Source organism: Tahibacter aquaticus, assembly GCF_004363655.1.
GTDB classification, from domain to species: Bacteria; Pseudomonadota; Gammaproteobacteria; order Xanthomonadales; family Rhodanobacteraceae; genus Tahibacter; species Tahibacter aquaticus.
The window spans coordinates 202,587-218,794 of sequence record NZ_SNZH01000001.1 but is presented as its reverse complement, the minus strand read 5'-3'; the positions used below and the strand labels follow the sequence as shown (position 1 = coordinate 218,794).

At 67.1% G+C, this 16,208-nt stretch carries 13 protein-coding genes; 9 read left to right on the top strand and 4 right to left on the bottom strand.

From position 1 onward, the window contains the following. Window positions 1-110 precede the first annotated feature (110 nt). Window positions 111-365 carry a GlsB/YeaQ/YmgE family stress response membrane protein gene (locus DFR29_RS00850; RefSeq protein WP_133817056.1) on the bottom strand — a complete coding sequence of 85 codons (255 nt, stop codon included), beginning with the start codon at window positions 363-365 and terminating at the stop codon, window positions 111-113. Window positions 366-534: 169 nt separating this feature from the next. Here DFR29_RS00850 and DFR29_RS00845 point away from each other — a divergent pair, with 169 nt between their 5' ends. Continuing rightward, the gene (locus DFR29_RS00845) at window positions 535-780 is read left to right on the top strand and encodes a hypothetical protein (protein WP_133816661.1); all 246 of its coding nucleotides are present in this window, start codon (window positions 535-537) and stop codon (window positions 778-780) included. Continuing rightward, complete coding sequence (locus DFR29_RS00840; RefSeq protein ID WP_133816660.1) at window positions 774-1,292, top strand: hypothetical protein; 519 nt, start codon at window positions 774-776, stop codon at window positions 1,290-1,292. Before DFR29_RS00845 ends, DFR29_RS00840 begins: the two co-directional genes overlap by 7 nt. Before the next feature lie 92 nt (window positions 1,293-1,384). On the opposite strand, the gene DFR29_RS00835 is transcribed toward DFR29_RS00840, so the two are convergent. Beyond that, window positions 1,385-2,545, bottom strand: a complete 1,161-nt coding sequence (locus DFR29_RS00835) for an AAA family ATPase (RefSeq protein WP_133816659.1) — start codon at window positions 2,543-2,545, stop codon at window positions 1,385-1,387. Between the two features lie 118 nt (window positions 2,546-2,663). On the opposite strand from DFR29_RS00835, the gene DFR29_RS00830 reads away from it, so the two are divergent. Further along, window positions 2,664-3,011, top strand: a complete 348-nt coding sequence (locus DFR29_RS00830; RefSeq protein ID WP_166653793.1) for an ADP-ribosylglycohydrolase family protein — start codon at window positions 2,664-2,666, stop codon at window positions 3,009-3,011. On the opposite strand, the gene DFR29_RS00825 is transcribed toward DFR29_RS00830, so the two are convergent. Next, entirely contained in the window at window positions 2,990-3,658 is a 669-nt protein-coding gene (locus DFR29_RS00825; protein WP_166653833.1) for a response regulator transcription factor, read from the bottom strand. The two genes, DFR29_RS00830 and DFR29_RS00825, sit on opposite strands and share 22 nt — an antisense overlap. Window positions 3,659-4,286: 628 nt before the next feature. Here DFR29_RS00825 and DFR29_RS00820 point away from each other — a divergent pair. The 3 genes from DFR29_RS00820 to DFR29_RS00810 all read left to right on the top strand — a co-directional run bounded on the left by DFR29_RS00820 (window position 4,287) and on the right by DFR29_RS00810 (window position 8,825). Beyond that, window positions 4,287-5,432 (top strand): Ig-like domain-containing protein, encoded by a 1,146-nt coding sequence (locus tag DFR29_RS00820; RefSeq protein WP_133816656.1) that lies wholly within the window; start codon window positions 4,287-4,289, stop codon window positions 5,430-5,432. A gap of 150 nt (window positions 5,433-5,582) precedes the next feature. After that, window positions 5,583-7,238, top strand: a complete 1,656-nt coding sequence (locus tag DFR29_RS00815; protein WP_133816655.1) for an amidohydrolase — start codon at window positions 5,583-5,585, stop codon at window positions 7,236-7,238. 453 nt (window positions 7,239-7,691) lie between these two features. Next, window positions 7,692-8,825, top strand: a complete 1,134-nt coding sequence (locus DFR29_RS00810; RefSeq protein ID WP_133816654.1) for an Ig-like domain-containing protein — start codon at window positions 7,692-7,694, stop codon at window positions 8,823-8,825. A 358-nt stretch (window positions 8,826-9,183) separates the two neighbouring features. Here DFR29_RS00810 and DFR29_RS00805 read toward each other — a convergent pair whose 3' ends face one another. Continuing rightward, window positions 9,184-10,404, bottom strand: coding sequence for a M12 family metallo-peptidase (locus tag DFR29_RS00805; protein WP_133816653.1), 1,221 nt, complete (start codon window positions 10,402-10,404; stop codon window positions 9,184-9,186). A gap of 241 nt (window positions 10,405-10,645) precedes the next feature. On the opposite strand from DFR29_RS00805, the gene DFR29_RS00800 reads away from it, so the two are divergent. From DFR29_RS00800 to murD, 3 genes are all read left to right on the top strand, one after another. Next, window positions 10,646-13,246: a bifunctional aspartate kinase/diaminopimelate decarboxylase gene (locus tag DFR29_RS00800; RefSeq protein ID WP_243745918.1), complete on the top strand. Its 2,601-nt coding sequence runs from the start codon at window positions 10,646-10,648 to the stop codon at window positions 13,244-13,246. A gap of 213 nt (window positions 13,247-13,459) precedes the next feature. After that, window positions 13,460-14,797, top strand: a complete 1,338-nt coding sequence (gene murL, locus DFR29_RS00795; RefSeq protein ID WP_425598812.1) for a UDP-N-acetyl-alpha-D-muramoyl-L-alanyl-L-glutamate epimerase — start codon at window positions 13,460-13,462, stop codon at window positions 14,795-14,797. Continuing rightward, window positions 14,784-16,151 (top strand): UDP-N-acetylmuramoyl-L-alanine--D-glutamate ligase, encoded by a 1,368-nt coding sequence (murD, locus tag DFR29_RS00790; RefSeq protein WP_133816651.1) that lies wholly within the window; start codon window positions 14,784-14,786, stop codon window positions 16,149-16,151. The genes murL and murD overlap by 14 nt, the downstream gene beginning before the upstream one ends. Window positions 16,152-16,208: the final 57 nt, after the last annotated feature.

Below are 16,208 nucleotides of genomic sequence, written 5' to 3'. Positions count from 1 at the left end.
GCCGATGTAGGGCGAGTGGCCATGGCGGATACGCAGCAACGGCGCGACTTAAAAAAAGGGCCGCATGCGCGGCCCTTTTTCTGGAAAACGTTCGCAACGAAAAACTATTGCTAAGTTGCCCTTTTCAGCAGGCCGATGATGACCAGCAGGATGACCGCTCCGATTGCCGCATAGATGATGCTGCCGGCGATACCGCCTATACCCAGTCCCAGGCGTGGCAGCAGAAAGCCCGCCAGGAACGCGCCGACGATGCCGACGACGATATTGCCGACCAGGCCAAAGCCGTGCCCCTTCACGATCTGCCCCGCCAGCCAGCCCGCAACGGCGCCGACAATCAACCAGATAATCAGTGCTTCGACAGTCATATCTGCCTCCTCCCGTCGCGAGATGCGACCCGGCGATTCTGCGCCATCTGGGCGCAACCGCAATGCTTGTGGGCGGACTAGGGCGTATGTAGTTTTTTCCAGTGCTGCGACGCCGCCGGCGGAGCGGCCGTCCTGTGCCTCGGTTGTCCGGCACGGCACAGGAGGAATCATGCAAATTTCACTACGCGTACGTCGTTGCCACGCCGTGGCCCGGCTGGCGTCGCTGCTCGTGTTCGGCGCTGCCTGTGCCGGTGTGGCCCAGGCTGGTTCCGAAGCGGACAGCAGCTACGAATTTGCCCGCGTGACCTATGCCAGCGACTACTGTACGCAGCTGCGCTGGCAGCGGCCCGAGGCAGACGATGGCGCCGAAGACGACAGTGACAGGACGCTACCGCGCCGGCAACGGCCGTGCTGACGGCCGCCGACACGCCCGGCGCAAGCGCAACACCCGCGGCACCCGCTCAGGGCGGCAGCGCCGACGCGGGGCAAGGCCGCAGCGCCGATATCGATGCCGATGCCGATGCCCCTGAGCTGCTGCTCAGTTCGCGCTTCAATCACGAGTCCTGCGAAGGCAACCAGGCCGGTGCGGTTGTGGACGACACGGCGCAGTTGCCGCTGCTGATCGCCGGGCTGCAGGCGGTGCACGAAGCGCTGGCGGTGCAGCCGGACTGGATCGACGATGGCAACCTGCCATTGGACTGGCAGGGCTGCTGGCGCCGAAACGCGCGCCTGGGCAGTGCGCTGGTGGAGAGCACAGACGGCCGTATTGCTCTTTATCTCGATGTGCAGGATTGCGCCGGCGAGCCCCAGCGCGTGAAGCTGGAGCTGCGGCCGGCGAGCGAGGAACAGCCGCACGGCTATCGCAGCCCGGGCGGCATCCTGGCTACACTTGCACCTATTTTAATTTGTGGATCTTTTATCGAATGAGGCCTGCGCCGGCATCGGGGCCCTGAAGCTGTGGAGCCAGCCGGCAGAGCGCCTGCAGCCGCCAGGCGCGGTGCTGCCGCGCAGCGCTGAACTCAGGGCCAGACCGGCTCGTCCAGCAAGCCCTGTCCGGCAATGCGCGTTTCGCCGGACTGCCGCGTCAGTTCCACCGCGACGATATTTGCCACGTCTTCGATCGCGGCGACCAACTTGGGCGCGTGGCTGATCACCCAGACTTGCGACTGGCGCGAGGCCCGTACGATCTGCCGCGCCAGCGGCCGCAGCAGATCGGGATGCAGGCTTTGCTCGGGTTCGTTCAGCACCAGCAGCTCGGGCGGGCGTGGGCTCAGCAGCGCTGCCAGCAGGCACAGATAGCGCAGGGTGCCGTCGGACAGCTCGGCGGCACGCAGGGTGCGCAGCAGGCCATGCGTGTCCAGGCCGATTTCCAGGCGGGCCTCGTCGCCGAGTATGGCCAGGCGCGAACCAGGAAACGCGTCGTCGATGGCGCTGTGCAGCGCTTCCTCGTCGCCGATTTCCACGATGGTCTGCAAGGCGGCGGCGACATCGCGGCCGTCATGGGCCAATGCGCCGGTCTGCACGCTGGTACGCGGCTGGCGTAGCGGGCTGTCGGCGTCGGTGCGGAAGCCGTCGTAGAAACGCCAGCCGCGCAGGCGTTCGCGCAGGGCGAACACTTCTGGATAGCGTTGTGGCTCGGCCAGCTCGGACAGGATGGAGCGGCTGGGCGAGAGGGCGAAGCCCAGGCGCTGCCATTCGCCGTCGGCGTCGCGCAGCAGGGCGACGCTGTTGTCGCGTTCCAGCCAGGTATTCGCCTTGCGCTGCGGCGGCGCCTGCCAGACGCATTCGGATTTGATTTCCGGATCGAGGCGGAAACGCGACTGCGCCACGGGATTGCCGCCGGCTGGCAGGCCCAGCGCGATCTGATAGGCCACGTCGTCGGCGGCAAAGCCGAAACTGATGCGCAAGGCCGTACTGCTGCGGGTGCCCTGCGGCCGCAGACCGCGCTTTTGCTGGCTGCGGGTATCGGCGGGGCCGGCCCATTGCAGCGAAGGAATGCCGCCTTCCTGCGCGACCGCCTCGGCGAGGCGTCCGTCGGCGGCCTGTTGCAGCAGGCGCAGTGCGCGGTACAGGTTGGACTTGCCGCTGCCGTTCGCGCCGGTGACCAGGGTCAGCGGCTCGAGTTTCAGCTTGAGGTCGCGCAGCGAGCGGTAGTTGGATACGGCGAAGGTATGCAGCATGGGCGCGATTGTGCCTCGCGGACGGGCCGGCCTGCAGCTGCCGTCGCCCGGCAGGCGGGCAAGGAACGCCGCGCCTTGGCGCTGGTCCGAGCCGCGACGTCACGCGAGGAATACCGTAGTGAGCCAGCCGGTGATGTTACGTGCCTGTCTGTTCGGCGCTGCCGTCGGCGATTCCATCGGCCGGCGCTACGAAGGGGTGTCGGCGCGGCGGGTGTGGCGCTGGCTGCGGCCGCCTTTGCGCCAGCGCCTCGCCGGCGGCCGTGGCATGGTCAGCGACGATACCGACCACGGCATCTTTGTTGCACAGAATATTTTGCGCAGTAAGGGTGATGTGGAAAAGTTTCGTCCCCGCCTGGCCTGGCGCCTGCGCCTGTGGTTGCTGTGTTTTCCCGCCGGCATAGGCTGGGCCGAGGCAATGCCGGGCCGGCGCCGGCCGTGCCGCTTTCAGGATGCGGCCAGGCGATAGCCGATGCCGTGTACGCCGAGGATCAGGCTATGTGCGAACGGCTTGTCCACCAGCTTGCGCAGTTCATAGACATGGGTGTGCAGCGCCGCGCTGTCGCCGCCGTCGCTGCCCCAGACCGCCGCGGCGAGTGCTGCATGGCTGACCACGTTGGGCGACTGCTGCATGAGCAGTTGCAGGATGCTGGCCTGGGCCCGGGTCAGGGCGATGGAGCGGCCCTGGCGCTGGGCCAGCATCGAGGCCGGGTCGTAGTTCAGCTCGCCGACGCTGAGGCTTTGCATGCCGCTGCCGCGGCGGCGCCGGTGCAGCACACGCAGGCGCGCTTCCAGTTCCTTCATCGCGAACGGCTTGACCAGATAGTCGTCGGCACCTTCGGCGAAGCCGCGCAGCTTGTCGTCCAGGGTGTCTCGCGCCGTCAGCATGAGAATGGGCGTGTCACGGCCGCTGCTGCGCAACTGCCGGCATAGCGCCAGGCCGTCCAGCCGCGGCAGGCCCAGGTCGAGCACGATCAGGTCGAACACGTCGCCCAGCGCGCGGGCCAGGCCGGACACGCCGTCGGCGGCGTGGTCGACGCGGTAGTCGCGCCGTTCCAGGTAGTCCCAGATATTCGCGGCAATGTCGTACTGGTCTTCGATGATCAGCACGCGCAAACCTGCATTCGTGTGCGGGTCTTTCGCGCTGCGCGAGGTGGCGAGTTCGTTGAGCATGTTTCCGGCGGGATAGGCGATGAGGCGGGTCAGCGTCGATCAGTGTGTCGTTCGGCGAGCTTGCCACAATACGGGCGCCGGGCCGTTAACGCGGGCCTGAGATTTGCCGCATGCGGTTGCGCCGCCGCATTTTTTGCTCCGGCTTGCGGCCCTGCCGGAGTCGGCCTGCAGCCGTCCAGGCATCGGCTGTACACGCGCGAAAGTGCCGCGCAAGGGCGGGAATTTTGCTCCGCCTTGCGGCTTTTGCACCGACTTTAGCGCACTGCCGGCCACTGCCGCCGCTGCGCATTTTTGCACCGTGGACAGGGAAGAAATCCCGGCGCTACGTGAAATGCTTGTGCAGGGATAACGGCAGGGCATGAGCCGGGCAGAGGCATCTCGCATTGTTATCTATTGTAAAGGTGAATTTTCGAGCCTAGCGTCCGGCTCGCAGTGCAGCGCCGTATGAGGCACTGCCGCTGCGACCAGGCGCACTCGATGAGCGAATGCGCCGCACCAGGCGAATCATCCACGGGCGAGCCGCGGCAGGGAAGCAGGGCTGCCGCTGTCCGCCCAAGCCGGAGACAGACTCATGTCCATTTCGCTCGATTCCGTTGCCCAGTCCCAGGTGTTGCTCAAGCTGCGTCGCGCGGCTTGTATGCGCCAGCTGTCTGCGCTGGTTCTCGTGCTGGGCTGTACTGCCACGCTGCCGGCGGCTGCCGGTCTGTTGAATGTCCCCAACGGCGACTTCTCCGCGCCGTCCGATGCCGGCACGGTCGGCGGCGGTGTGCTCGGCAGCTCCGGCACGAATGTGCTGATCGGGGCGGGGCCGTGGATGGCCAGCTACCGCGGCGTGATCGGCCTGCTGGCACCGCCGCTGATGCAGATCGATTCGGTCACGCGCTCGGCCTCGATTTCCGACGTGCTGGGCATACAGGCCTTGTCGATTCTCAACAACGGCGGCTATTTCAGCCAGATCGTGCCGGCCAGCTACCAGCCGAACAAGCGCTATACCCTGGTCACCGAAATTCGCCAGGGCGTGGACCTCGACTTGCCGGTGATGGCGGTGTCCGGTGTCGGCTCGGCGTTCCGCGCCGGCAATACCGTGCTTGGCCGCAGCGGTACCGCGGCGGCCGACCATGTGCGCGCCGACAAGATCGATGCGACCACCCAACGCCTGGCCTACAGCTACGACACCGGCCCGGCGGCGTCCGGCCCCATCGGCATCGAGATGTACGACGAGCCGCAGGGCCTGCTCCATGCGCAGCTGCAAGAGAGCGCCGAGTTCTCTCGGGTGAAACTGGCGGAAAGCACGATTCCGCCGGCCAATTCCACCTTGACGGTCAGCGGCGGCGGTTCCCAGTCTGCCCTGATCGGCACGCCTTACGGCGCGCCCATGATTGCCACTGTGCGTGACGGCAACGGCAATCCGCTGTCCGACGTGCTGGTCACCCTGGCCGCGCCGGCCGACTTTGCCAGTGCCGTGATCAGCACCGATAGCGAGACCGGCACGGTGATAGCGGGCTTTACCGATGCGAACGGCCAGGTACGCCTGACCGCCGTGGCCAACCCGGTAGCCGGCTGCTTCAAGATCACGGCGAGCGTGCTCGGCATCAACGGCACGGGCGCATTCAACCTGCGCAATTACACCCAGCAGCAGGCGCTGGCCTACAAGCGCGCCAACCCCGACGTCATCGATGCTTTCCAGGATTCGGTCTACTGCAACGGTTTCGAATAAGTACGGCATGCAGCGCTAGCAACTACGCTGCATGGCGGCGGTGCACGGCGAACTTCGGCCGCCTTGCACCGCCGCGTTTTGATGGGCTGGCGCCGTGCTTGCGAACCGTCGCTCCAGTTGCCAGAGTCGGTCGCCCCTAGGAGCGTACTTATGCGCCGATCGACGCTGGCAATTTTGCTTTCCCTGGCCTGCAGCCCGGCCCTGGCAACGACGCTGCTGCTCAACGCCCGGGTGCACACCCTGGCCAGGCCCGCGCAGGCGCAGGCCGTGGCCTGGGACGAATCCGGCCGCATCGTCGCCGTCGGCAGCAATTCCGAACTGCGCCAGCGCTACCCGCAGGCCAAGGCACTGGACGCCGCTGGCGCCACCGTGCTGCCCGGTCTGATCGACGCGCACGGCCATGTACTCGGCCTGGGGCTTTCGCTGCTGAATGCCGACCTGCGCGGCACTCGCTCCAAGGACGACGTGCTGCAGCGCCTGCGCCTGCATGCGGCCTCGCTGCCGCCCGGAGCCTGGCTGGTCGGACGGGGCTGGGACCAGAACGACTGGCCGCAGAAGACCTTTCCCAGCGCGGCCGACCTGGATGCCGCCTTTCCTGACCGGCCGGTCTATCTGCGCCGCGTCGACGGCCATGCGGCCTGGGCCAACTCGGCGGCGCTACGGCTGGTCAGCCGCGATCTCGCCGGCGACTGGCAGCCCGACGGCGGCCGTATCGAACGCCGCGACGGCAAGGCCACGGGTGTGTTCGTCGATGCGGCGATGGACCTGGTCGATACGGTGATGCCGCAGCCGGATGCTGCGCTGAAGCGGCGCGCCTACAAACTCGCGTTCGAGCGCCTGCTCGCCGCCGGCCTCACCGGTGTGCACGACGCCGGCGTCAGCGCCGACGACTTCGCCGTGCTGCGCCAGCTGGCCGATGCGGGCGAGCTGCCGCTACGCATCTACGCCATGGCCGATGCCGACGGCGCCGCGCTGGATGCGCTCTGCCGCGACGGCCTCTACGCCCATGCGGGCGGGCGGCTGCAGATGCGCGCGGTGAAGCTCTACATCGACGGCGCCCTGGGCAGCCGCGGTGCGGCCCTCAAGGCGGACTACAGCGACGACGCGGGCAATCGAGGCATCCTGGTGACCGCGCCGGAGGAGTTCCGCCGTATCGTGGCCAAGGCCAGGACGTGCGGCGTGCAGGTGGCGACGCATGCGATCGGCGACCGTGGCAACCGGGTCGTGCTGGATACCTATGCCGACGTGCTGGGCGAGGCTGCGGCTGGCAATCATCGCTGGCGCATCGAACACGCGCAGATCGTCGACGTGGCCGACATCGCCGACTTCGCCAAGTTCAAGCTGATTGCCTCGATGCAGCCTACCCATGCCACCAGCGACATGCCCTGGGCCGAGGCCCGCCTGGGCAGGTCTCGCCTGGCCGGTGCCTATGCCTGGCGCCGCTTTGTGGATGCCGGCGTGCCGCTGGCGCTGGGCTCGGATTTCCCGGTGGAGCAGGTCAGTCCGTTGCTCGGGCTGTACGCCAGCGTCACCCGGCAGGACCTTTCCGGCAAGCCGGCCAAGGGCTGGCTGCCGCAGCAGCGCCTGAGCCTGATCGAGGCTACGCGCGGTTTCAGCGCGGGTGCGGCCTTTGCCCAGTTCGGCGAGGACGATCTCGGCAGTGTTTCCCCGGGTAAGTTCGCGGATTTCACGCTGTTACAGAAAGATCTATTCCTCATGCCGGCACGGGAAATACCTTCAGATGGTGTTTCTGTGACCATTGTCTCGGGACAGGTCGTTTATGGGCGCTTGTCCGAGGCGCAATGACACCGCTGCCCAGCGTGTTGGCCAGGCGGCCATGCGCATAGGAAGGTAAACGATTGATTCGGTAGCGCTGCCGTCGCGGCGCGCCGTTTTTTTGCCCGTGCCTGCCATCGGTGGTCGGCTGCGCCAGCGAGAGTTCCCGCGCAAAAGAGCAACATTTCCTCTTGGCCGGATGAGGGTTTTCCCGGCCGTTTCCTGCGCTTTTTTCAGGGGCTCGATAAAGCCAGCTTATCGTCTCGGCGTTCGATTCTACCGACCGTTATATATTGTAAATTTTCAATTCCGCGAATAATTTCACACCACAGCATGCCGTGCCGTACGGCAACGCTGGCGCCGGAAGCCGACAGTTTTGTCGAAGGGTCGCGAAGGGCTTCTGTCGAACCCATATGTCTGCATGCAGCGCGAATCCTTTCACCGGGGTCGGTGGCCGCCGCATGCCTCTCGCCGGAGGAAATCATGAATACCGTACGCGTTTCCGCACCCTTTCTGTCTTCTTTCTCGCGTATTTCCCTGCGCCGCATGACGCTGGCGCTCGCTGCCGGCATCGGTTTTTCCTGCGCCGCCCAGGCCGGCTTCCTCACAGTTCCGAATGGCGATTTCTCGGCGCCGGCCAACGCCGGCACAGTCGGCGGCGGCGTACTCGGTGGCTCGGGTACGAATGTGCTGATCGGTAGCGGTCCCTGGACGGCGACTTACAACGGCGTGCTGGGCCTGCTGGCTCCGCCCGTCCTGGAAATCAGCTCGGCCAGCGGTACCGGCAGCATCACCGGCTTGCTCGGCATCAATGCCCTGGGCATCGTGAACAACGGCGGTCACTTCGGTCAGACGCTCAGCAACACCTGGCAGTCGAACAAACGCTATACCGTGCTTGCGCACCTGAATACGGGGGCGGAGCTGGATCTGCCCCTGCTCGCGGCTGCCGGTACCGGCATTTCGCTACATGCGGCTGGCTCGCTGGTCGCCAGCAGCACCGGCATCGCCACGCATGTTCGTGCCGACGCGGTCGACATCACCACGCTGCGCATTGCATTGACGCACGACACCGCTGTTGTGGCGCCCGGCGTGGCCATCGGCCTGCAGCTGTTCGACCGTCCTTCCGGCCTGCTGACCGCCAGCCTGGTCGATACCGCGGAATACTCCGCCATCCGCATGGCCGAGAGCACGATCCCGCCGGCCGGCTCGACCTTGAGCATCAGCGGTGGCGGTTCGCAATCGGGGGCCGTCGGCATGCCGTATCCCTCGGCGATGAAAGCCATCGTGCGCGACCAGGACGGTAACCCGATACCGGACGTGCTGGTGACGCTGACCGCGCCCCAAGATGGCGCCAGCGCCAACTTGTTCGCTTCCGGGGGCGAAAGCGGACGCACCATCGTCACGTTTACCGACGGCAACGGCGAAGTCACCCTGAGCGGTACGGCCAACGAAATTTCTGGCTGCTTCAGGGTCAACGCCGATGTGGTCGGCGTTTCCGGACAGGCTTCGTTCCAATTGCGCAACTACAGCGAAGCGCAGATCGCGGCGTACATGAACGCCAACCCCGGCGCCATGGGCACGCCGCAGGATTCGGTCTACTGCAACGGTTTCGAATGAGTACGGCGCCCGTCGCTCCTGTGGGAGCGGCGGGCGGCGGCGATGCATGGCGAAACTTCGGCCGCTATGCATCGCCGCGTTTTACTCGCCGTCGAAGCGCTACAGAAACCGCCTGCGGGCGGTTTCTGCATGCCTGCCGCCAGCGCGCAACCTCTGAACAACGTCGAATGTGCTGCTTTTCATCGGGAGCCCGCTGAGGCAAGAGGGCTGCCAATCCCCTGCGATGCAAGGGACCGGCGGGAGTGTGGAGACAAGCCTCCGGCTGCGGCAGTTACCGGCGGGCAATGGCCGGTAATTTCTTGTGTTGTGGAGAAATGGCGCCGTATGCCGGGGTGCCAGATACAGCTGGCGTCGCTCCTTACGGCTGGGCCGGCTGCAAACCGTCCTGGAAGATGATCTGGCTGGCGCGGAAATTGGCCACGATGTCGGCAGTAAGGTTGCCGGTGCGGTGATTGTCCCGTGTGTCGGCGATGCCGGTCGGCTGACCGCTGAAATTCACCGCCGGGTTCGAGAAGTACGGCTTGCGCGGACAGCCGCCGACGCAGTTGGTGTCGTACGACATCACCGTGCGGAACGAGCCGTTGACGAAATGGCCGTTCGACCAGGCATGCGCGCCGTTGCCGTTGCCCGGGTCGTGGCCCATGCCCATGTTGTGGCCGTGCTCGTGCGCGTAGCTCAGGTTGCCCACGGCGCAGCCGCGCGTGGTGACCTGGAAGGCCGAACCGGCGAAGCCCGGCCCCGGCGAACTTTGCAGGTAGCCGACGCCGCAGGCATTCAGATTGCGGGTGATCAGCGACACCATGTCGGCACCGGTCTGATTGCGCCAGCTGGCCACTTCCGCGTCATCGCGCAACCAGGGCAGGTCGGTGCCGGTGTTGCCGGTTTCGGCACGCGCGGTCAGGCGCACGCCGGCCAGGCGGAAGCGCGTGGTCATGTCGCTGTTGCGGAAGGCGAGGTTGGAACTGTCCACCGCCGACTGGGCGAAGGCCGTGGCCTGGGCCAGGTTGCCGCCGACGTCGATCAGCGCTTCGGGCGACAGCACGATCAGCACATCGGTGCGGTTGGCCGGATCGGCATCGGGCGCCAGCGCCGCTGCCGGCGCCGTGTCGCCAGCGACGGCGTGTTCGCTGTAGCGCGTGGCGCATTCGGGAAACTCGTCCTGGTCCAGCAGCAGCACGGCCTGGTGGCCGTCGGCCAGGGTGGTGATTTCGTAATTGCCTTCTGGCGCGCTGATCAGCCCGCCGAGAATGCCGTTGCTCAGGCTGAGGCTGACGAGGGCGTCGGTTTCGCCGGCAAAGCGGCCGATGATCCAGCTATCGCCGCCGCCGCGCGGTTCGCGCCGCACGACCTCGATACGCTGGCTGCGGCCGCCCGGCAGGGCCAGGTCCAGGCTGTCGGCCTGCTGCAAGGCGTGCAGGTCGATGCGAATGCGCAGGGCCGCGACGCTGCCGCGTTGGCGCTGCAACTCCGGGCGCGACAGCGCGCCGTCTACGGTCCAGGCCGGCTGGCTCGCGGCGGCAGCGGGCGGGGTGCCACCGAGGCCGGCGGCAAGAGCAAGGGGCAGGATGGACAGGCGCATGGCGGAAACCTCGTCGTTTTGTGCCGTGATGGTAGCGGGCCAGACGCCAGCGCACAGTGGTACGCACCACGGCGAATGTGCGGCAACGCCCGCAAAACGCCCTTATTCCGCCTCGCCATGGCAGTTCGATTGCGTTCTGCTGCAGCCACGGAAAGAATCGACGATGCTGCAGCTCTGCGGCCGCCGGGCCGGACATCGCCCGCCCGCGCTTCCCTGGTCAACCTGTCAGAAAAGGAACGGTGTGAATTCCCTCGAAACTGCGCCTGGCGCGCATGCCGGCTGGATTGTCGTCAAGTTCGGCGGCACCAGCGTCTCCACGCGTCCCCGCTGGGACACCATCTGCCGCATCGCCCGTGACTGGCATGCGCAGGGCAAACGCGTGCTGATCGTCGTATCGGCACTTTCGGGAATCACCGACAAACTCAAAACCATCGCCGAAGCCCGCGGCGACCGCGACAAACGCGAGGCGGTCCGCGCCGAAATCCTCGATCGCCACGAGGCCATGTTCGCCGAGCTGGGCCTGAGCGACCGCGCTACCCTGCAGTACTGGCTGGACCGCCTGACGGCCCTGAGCCAGGACAGCCGCGCCGAGAACGCCGAACTGCCCTGGCAGGCGGAAGTGCTGGCCCTGGGCGAACAGCTGTCCTCGACCCTGGGCGTGGCGTATCTGAATACGCTGGGCCTGCCGGCGCACTGGCTGGATGCGCGCCGCCACCTGCTGGCCCAGGCCCTGCCGAACCAGACCGCCTGGGGTACGTATCTGTCGGCGTCGGTACCGACGGCGCCCGATCTTGCCCTGGCGGCGAAGCTGGCCGGCGAGGGCGAGGTCTTCATCAGCCAGGGGTTCATGGCGCGCAATGCAGGCGGCGAAACCGTGATCCTCGGCCGTGGCGGCTCGGACACTTCGGCCGCCTATTTCGGTGCCCTGCTCAAGGCGGAAAAAGTCGAAATCTGGACCGACGTCGCCGGCATGTTCTCGGCCAATCCGCGCATCGTGCCGTCGGCACGTCTGCTGTCGCGGCTGGACTACGAAGAAGCGCAGGAAATCGCCACCACCGGCGCCAAGGTATTGCACCCACGCTGCCTCAACCCGGTGCGTGAAGCGCAGGTACCTCTGGTCGTACGCGATACCAATCGTCCGGAACTGGCCGGTACCGAAATCGGTGCTTCCATCCTGGCGGCGGCGCCCAGCGTGAAGGCCGTCAGCGAGCGTCGCGGCATCACCCTCATCTCGATGGAGTCCATCGGCATGTGGCAGCAGGTCGGCTTCCTGGCCGATGTGTTTGCCCGCTTCAAGCATCATGGTTTGTCGATTGATCTCATCAGTTCGGCCGAGACCAATGTCACGGTCTCGCTGGACCCTTCGGAAAACCTGGTCAATTCCGATGTGCTGTCGGCACTGGCGGCAGACCTGGCCGAGGTCTGCCGGGTGAAGGTGATTGCGCCGTGTACCGCGGTCACCCTGGTCGGCCGCGGCATGCGCTCGCTGCTGCCGCGGCTGGCCAGCGTGCTGGCCGAGTTCGACCTGCTGCGCGTCCACCTGGTGTCGCAGTCGTCGAACAATCTGAATCTCACCATCGTTGTCGACGAAGCAGCAGCCGACGGCCTGGTGCCTACCCTGCACGCGGCCTTGATCAAGGCTGAGGCCTTGCGCGCGGAAGACCCGGCCGTATTCGGCCCGGCCTGGAGCGAGCTGTATGCCGACCGCCTGGCGCCACCGGCGCCGCCCTGGTGGCGCCAGCGCCGCGAGGAACTGCTGCAGCTGGCGCAGCAGCAGGGGCCTTGCTACGTCTACGACCTGGCCAGCGTGCGCGCCCGCGCCCGCGCGTTGCGCGGCCTGCTCGCGCCGGACCGCTGGTTCTATGCGCTCAAGGCGAACAGCCACGACGAGGTACTGCGCTGCATCGCGGCGGAAGGACTGGGCCTGGAATGCGTCTCCCTGGCCGAACTGGAACGCGCCGCGCAATTCGTCGACAGCAGCCGTCTGCTGTTCACGCCGAACTTCGCTCCGCGCGACGAATACGCTGCGGCCTTCGCCCGTGGCGCGCGCGTAACCCTGGACAACCTGCATCCGCTGCAGCACTGGGGCGAGACCTTCCGCGGCCGCGACATCATCTTGCGCGTCGACCTGGGCAGCGGCCGCGGCCACCACGACAAGGTGCGCACCGGCGGCGCCGGCTCCAAGTTCGGCCTGAGCCTGGACCAGCTCGACGAATTCCACGCCCTGGCGCGCGGCCTGGACCTGGCCGTGGTCGGCCTGCATGCGCACCTGGGCTCGGGCATTCTCGACGCCGGCCACTGGCGCGAGGTATATGCCCAGCTGGCCGCCCTGGCGCAGCGCTTCGGCCGCATCGAGGCGATCAATATCGGCGGCGGCCTGGGCGTGCCGGCGCGGCCCGGCGACGCGCCGCTGGACCTGGCGGCGCTGGATGCGTTCCTCTGCGAAATCAAGACCGCCTATCCACAATTCCAGTTGTGGCTGGAGCCCGGGCGCTACCTGGTGGCCGAAGCCGGCGTGCTGCTGGCCCGCGTGACCCAGACCAAGCGCAAGGGCGAGTACCGCTATGTCGGCGTGGATACGGGCATGAACTCGCTGATCCGGCCGGCCCTGTACGAGGCCTGGCACGAGATCGTCAACCTGAGCCGCTGCGACGAGCCGGCCACGACGCTGTACCAGGTGGTCGGCCCGATCTGCGAATCCGGCGACGTGCTGGGCACGAACCGGCGCCTGCCGGCATGCCAGGACGGCGACGTGCTGCTGATCGCCCAGGCCGGCGCCTACGGCGCGACCATGGCGTCGCACTACAACCTGCGTGCGCCGGCGACCGAGTGCGTGGTGTGAGCCTGCTGCGCCGCATGCCGCCCGCGCTACAATCCGCGCCCGCCGCGCTTGCCGGGCGGCGGTCCGGGCTCGCCCCGATGCCGCTGCGCCAGCGTTCGCGGCCATGCTCTGCCTGCCACTGATTTCCGCGCAGGGCGCCGCCTGGTCTGCTGCGCCGGCCTGCGCGGTGCCGGTCCATCTGCATTCGTCGCCTGCGTCGCAAGGAGCCCTACCGTGCCGCTGTCTGATCCGCGCCAGTCCTCCGCCTTCCGCTTTGTGCGCGCCGACTACGCCGAGGGCGAAGCGCGCCTGGTGTACGCCTTCGACCATGGCCCCGAGCTGGTGGAACGCATCGTTTTCCCGGATGCGCCGGAACTGCCGTTGGAGCGCCGGCAGGCGTTTGCCCAGGCGCTGAAACTGCTGCACCTGATCGCCGGCGTGAGCTACTACAAGGCCGGCGTGCCGGCACAGATCCTGGTGGAAAACGGCCCGCTGGACGCCACCACGGCGCAATTGCTGCAGGCGCTCTACCTGCATGGCCTGGGCGAGTTCGCCTACCAGAACAAGCTCGACCTGCGCGAACACATCCATTTCCCCCATGCCGGCCTGCACGAGCCCGTGCCCGCCCTGGGGCTGCCGGCACGCAGCCTGGTACCGATCGGCGGGGGCAAGGATTCGCTGGTCACGGTGGAATTGCTCAAGCAGGCGGGCGAAAGCGCGACGGCGGCCTGGGTCGGCAATTCGCCGCTGATCGCCGCCTGCGTAGTGCAGACCGGCCTGCCGGGGCTGAACATCTCGCGCCAGCTGGCGCCGGAACTGTTCGAATACAACAAGGCCGGCGCCTGGAACGGGCATATTCCGGTCACGGCGATCAACTCGGCCATCCTCGCCGTTGCCGCCGTGCTGTACGGCTACGACAGCATCGTGTTTTCCAACGAACGCTCGGCCTCCAGCGCCACGCTGGAATACGCCGGCTTCGCCGTCAATCACCAATGGAGCAAGGGCTGGGAGTTCGAGCAAAGCCTGGCTGCCTGGCTGCGCAGCCATGTCGCGGCCGACCTGAACTACTGCTCGCTGTTGCGGCCGCTGTCGGAACTGGCGGTGACTCGCCTGTTCGCGCGCGAATCTCGCTATGACGGTGTGTTCTCCAGCTGCAACCGCAATTTCCGCATCCTCGGGCCGCGTCCGGCCGATCGCTGGTGTGGACAATGCCCAAAGTGTCATTTTGTATTCCTGGCCCTGGCGCCGTTCCTGCCCAAGCCGCGCCTGCTCGGCATCTTCGGACGCAACCTGCTCGACGACGAAAGCCAGATGCAGGGCTTCGACGCGCTGATGGAGTTCCGCGAGCACAAGCCGTTCGAATGCGTCGGCGAGGGCCGCGAATCGCGCGCCGCCATGTTTGCCTTGAGCCAGCGGCCGGAATGGCGCGAAGACGCCGTGGTCGCGCGCTTCGTCGCCACGGTGCTGCCGCAGCTGGAGCGTGCCGAACTGGCGCTGGAACCGCTGCTGCAGCCTTCGGCCGTTCACGGTCTGCCGCCGCGCTTGGGCGCCATCGCCGATGCGTTTCGCTGAGCTGGCCGGCAAGCGCGTCGCGGTCTGGGGCTATGGACGCGAAGGCCGTGCCACCCTGGCCGCGCTGCGCCGGCGCCTGCCGGGCCAGCGCGTCAGCCTGATCTGCAGCGAAGCCGAAGCCGAGCAGGCGCGAGCCTTCCACCAGGATGCGCTCGACTACGTCACCGGCGAGCCCTATGCCGGACTGCTGTGGAGCTTCGACATCGTGGTCAAGTCGCCCGGTGTCAGCGTCTACCTGCCGGCCATCGTCGAAGCCAAGGCCGCGGGCGTGTGCTTCACTTCGTCGACAGCCTTGTGGTTCGGCGAAAACCCGCTGGCCAGCGTGGCCGGCGTCACCGGCACCAAAGGCAAAAGCACCACCAGCGCGCTGATCGCGCATCTGCTGCGCAGCCTGGGCAAGCGGGTCGCCCTGGCCGGCAATATCGGCATGCCGCTACTGGAGCTGCTCGACACGCAAGCCCTGGTAGATTGCTGGGTAGTGGAATTATCCAGTTTCCAGACGGCCGAGGTCGCGCGCCTGGACGTCGGCCTGATCAACAACGTCTACGAGGAACACCTGGACTGGCACGGCACGCGCGAGCGCTACGTGGCGGACAAGCTGGCCCTGGCCAGGCACAGCGCCTGCCTGGTGGTGAACGGGCTGCAGCAGGAACTGCTGGCGCGCACCCTGGCGCATCCGCGCCGGCGCGCCTTCGGCACGGTTGCCGGCTGGCATGTGCAGGACGGCTGGATTGCGCATGGCCATGAGTTGCTGCTGCCGCTGGCCGAGCTGCCGCTGCGGGGCGAACACAACGGCCTGAACCTGTGCGCGGCGCTCAGCGCAGTCGATGCACTGGGTTTCGATGCGCACGCCGCGCTGCCGGCAGCGCGCAGTTTCGTGCCCTTGCCGCACCGGCTGCAGACCCTGGGCGAACGCGGCGGCCTGGTCTGGGTCAACGACAGCATTTCCACTACACCGCAGGCCAGCATCGAAGCACTGCGCAGTTTCGACGGCCGCGCGGTGAGCATTCTCGTCGGCGGTTTCGACCGTGGCGTGGACTGGAGCGATTTCCACCAGCATGTGCAGCGGCATCCGCCGCAGGCCGTGATCTGCCTGGGTAGCAACGGTTTGCGCATCTTCCAGTTGCTGGACTCGGCGCCGCGCGCGTTTGCGCTGGAACAGCGCGCCTCGCTGGCCGATGCGACCGCATTGGCGCGGGAACTCACGCCCGTAGGCGGCGTCGTGCTGCTGAGCCCCGGCGCACCGAGCTTCGACCAGTTCCGCGACTATGCCGACCGCGGCCGCGCGTTCACCCAGCTGGCCGGTTTCGATCCGCAGTCGATCGCGGCGATCGAAGGACTGGGTATCTGCTGAGGGACCTGCGAATCGCGTAGCGGCGCAACATCGCTGCAGCGCCGAAGCGCTATCCGG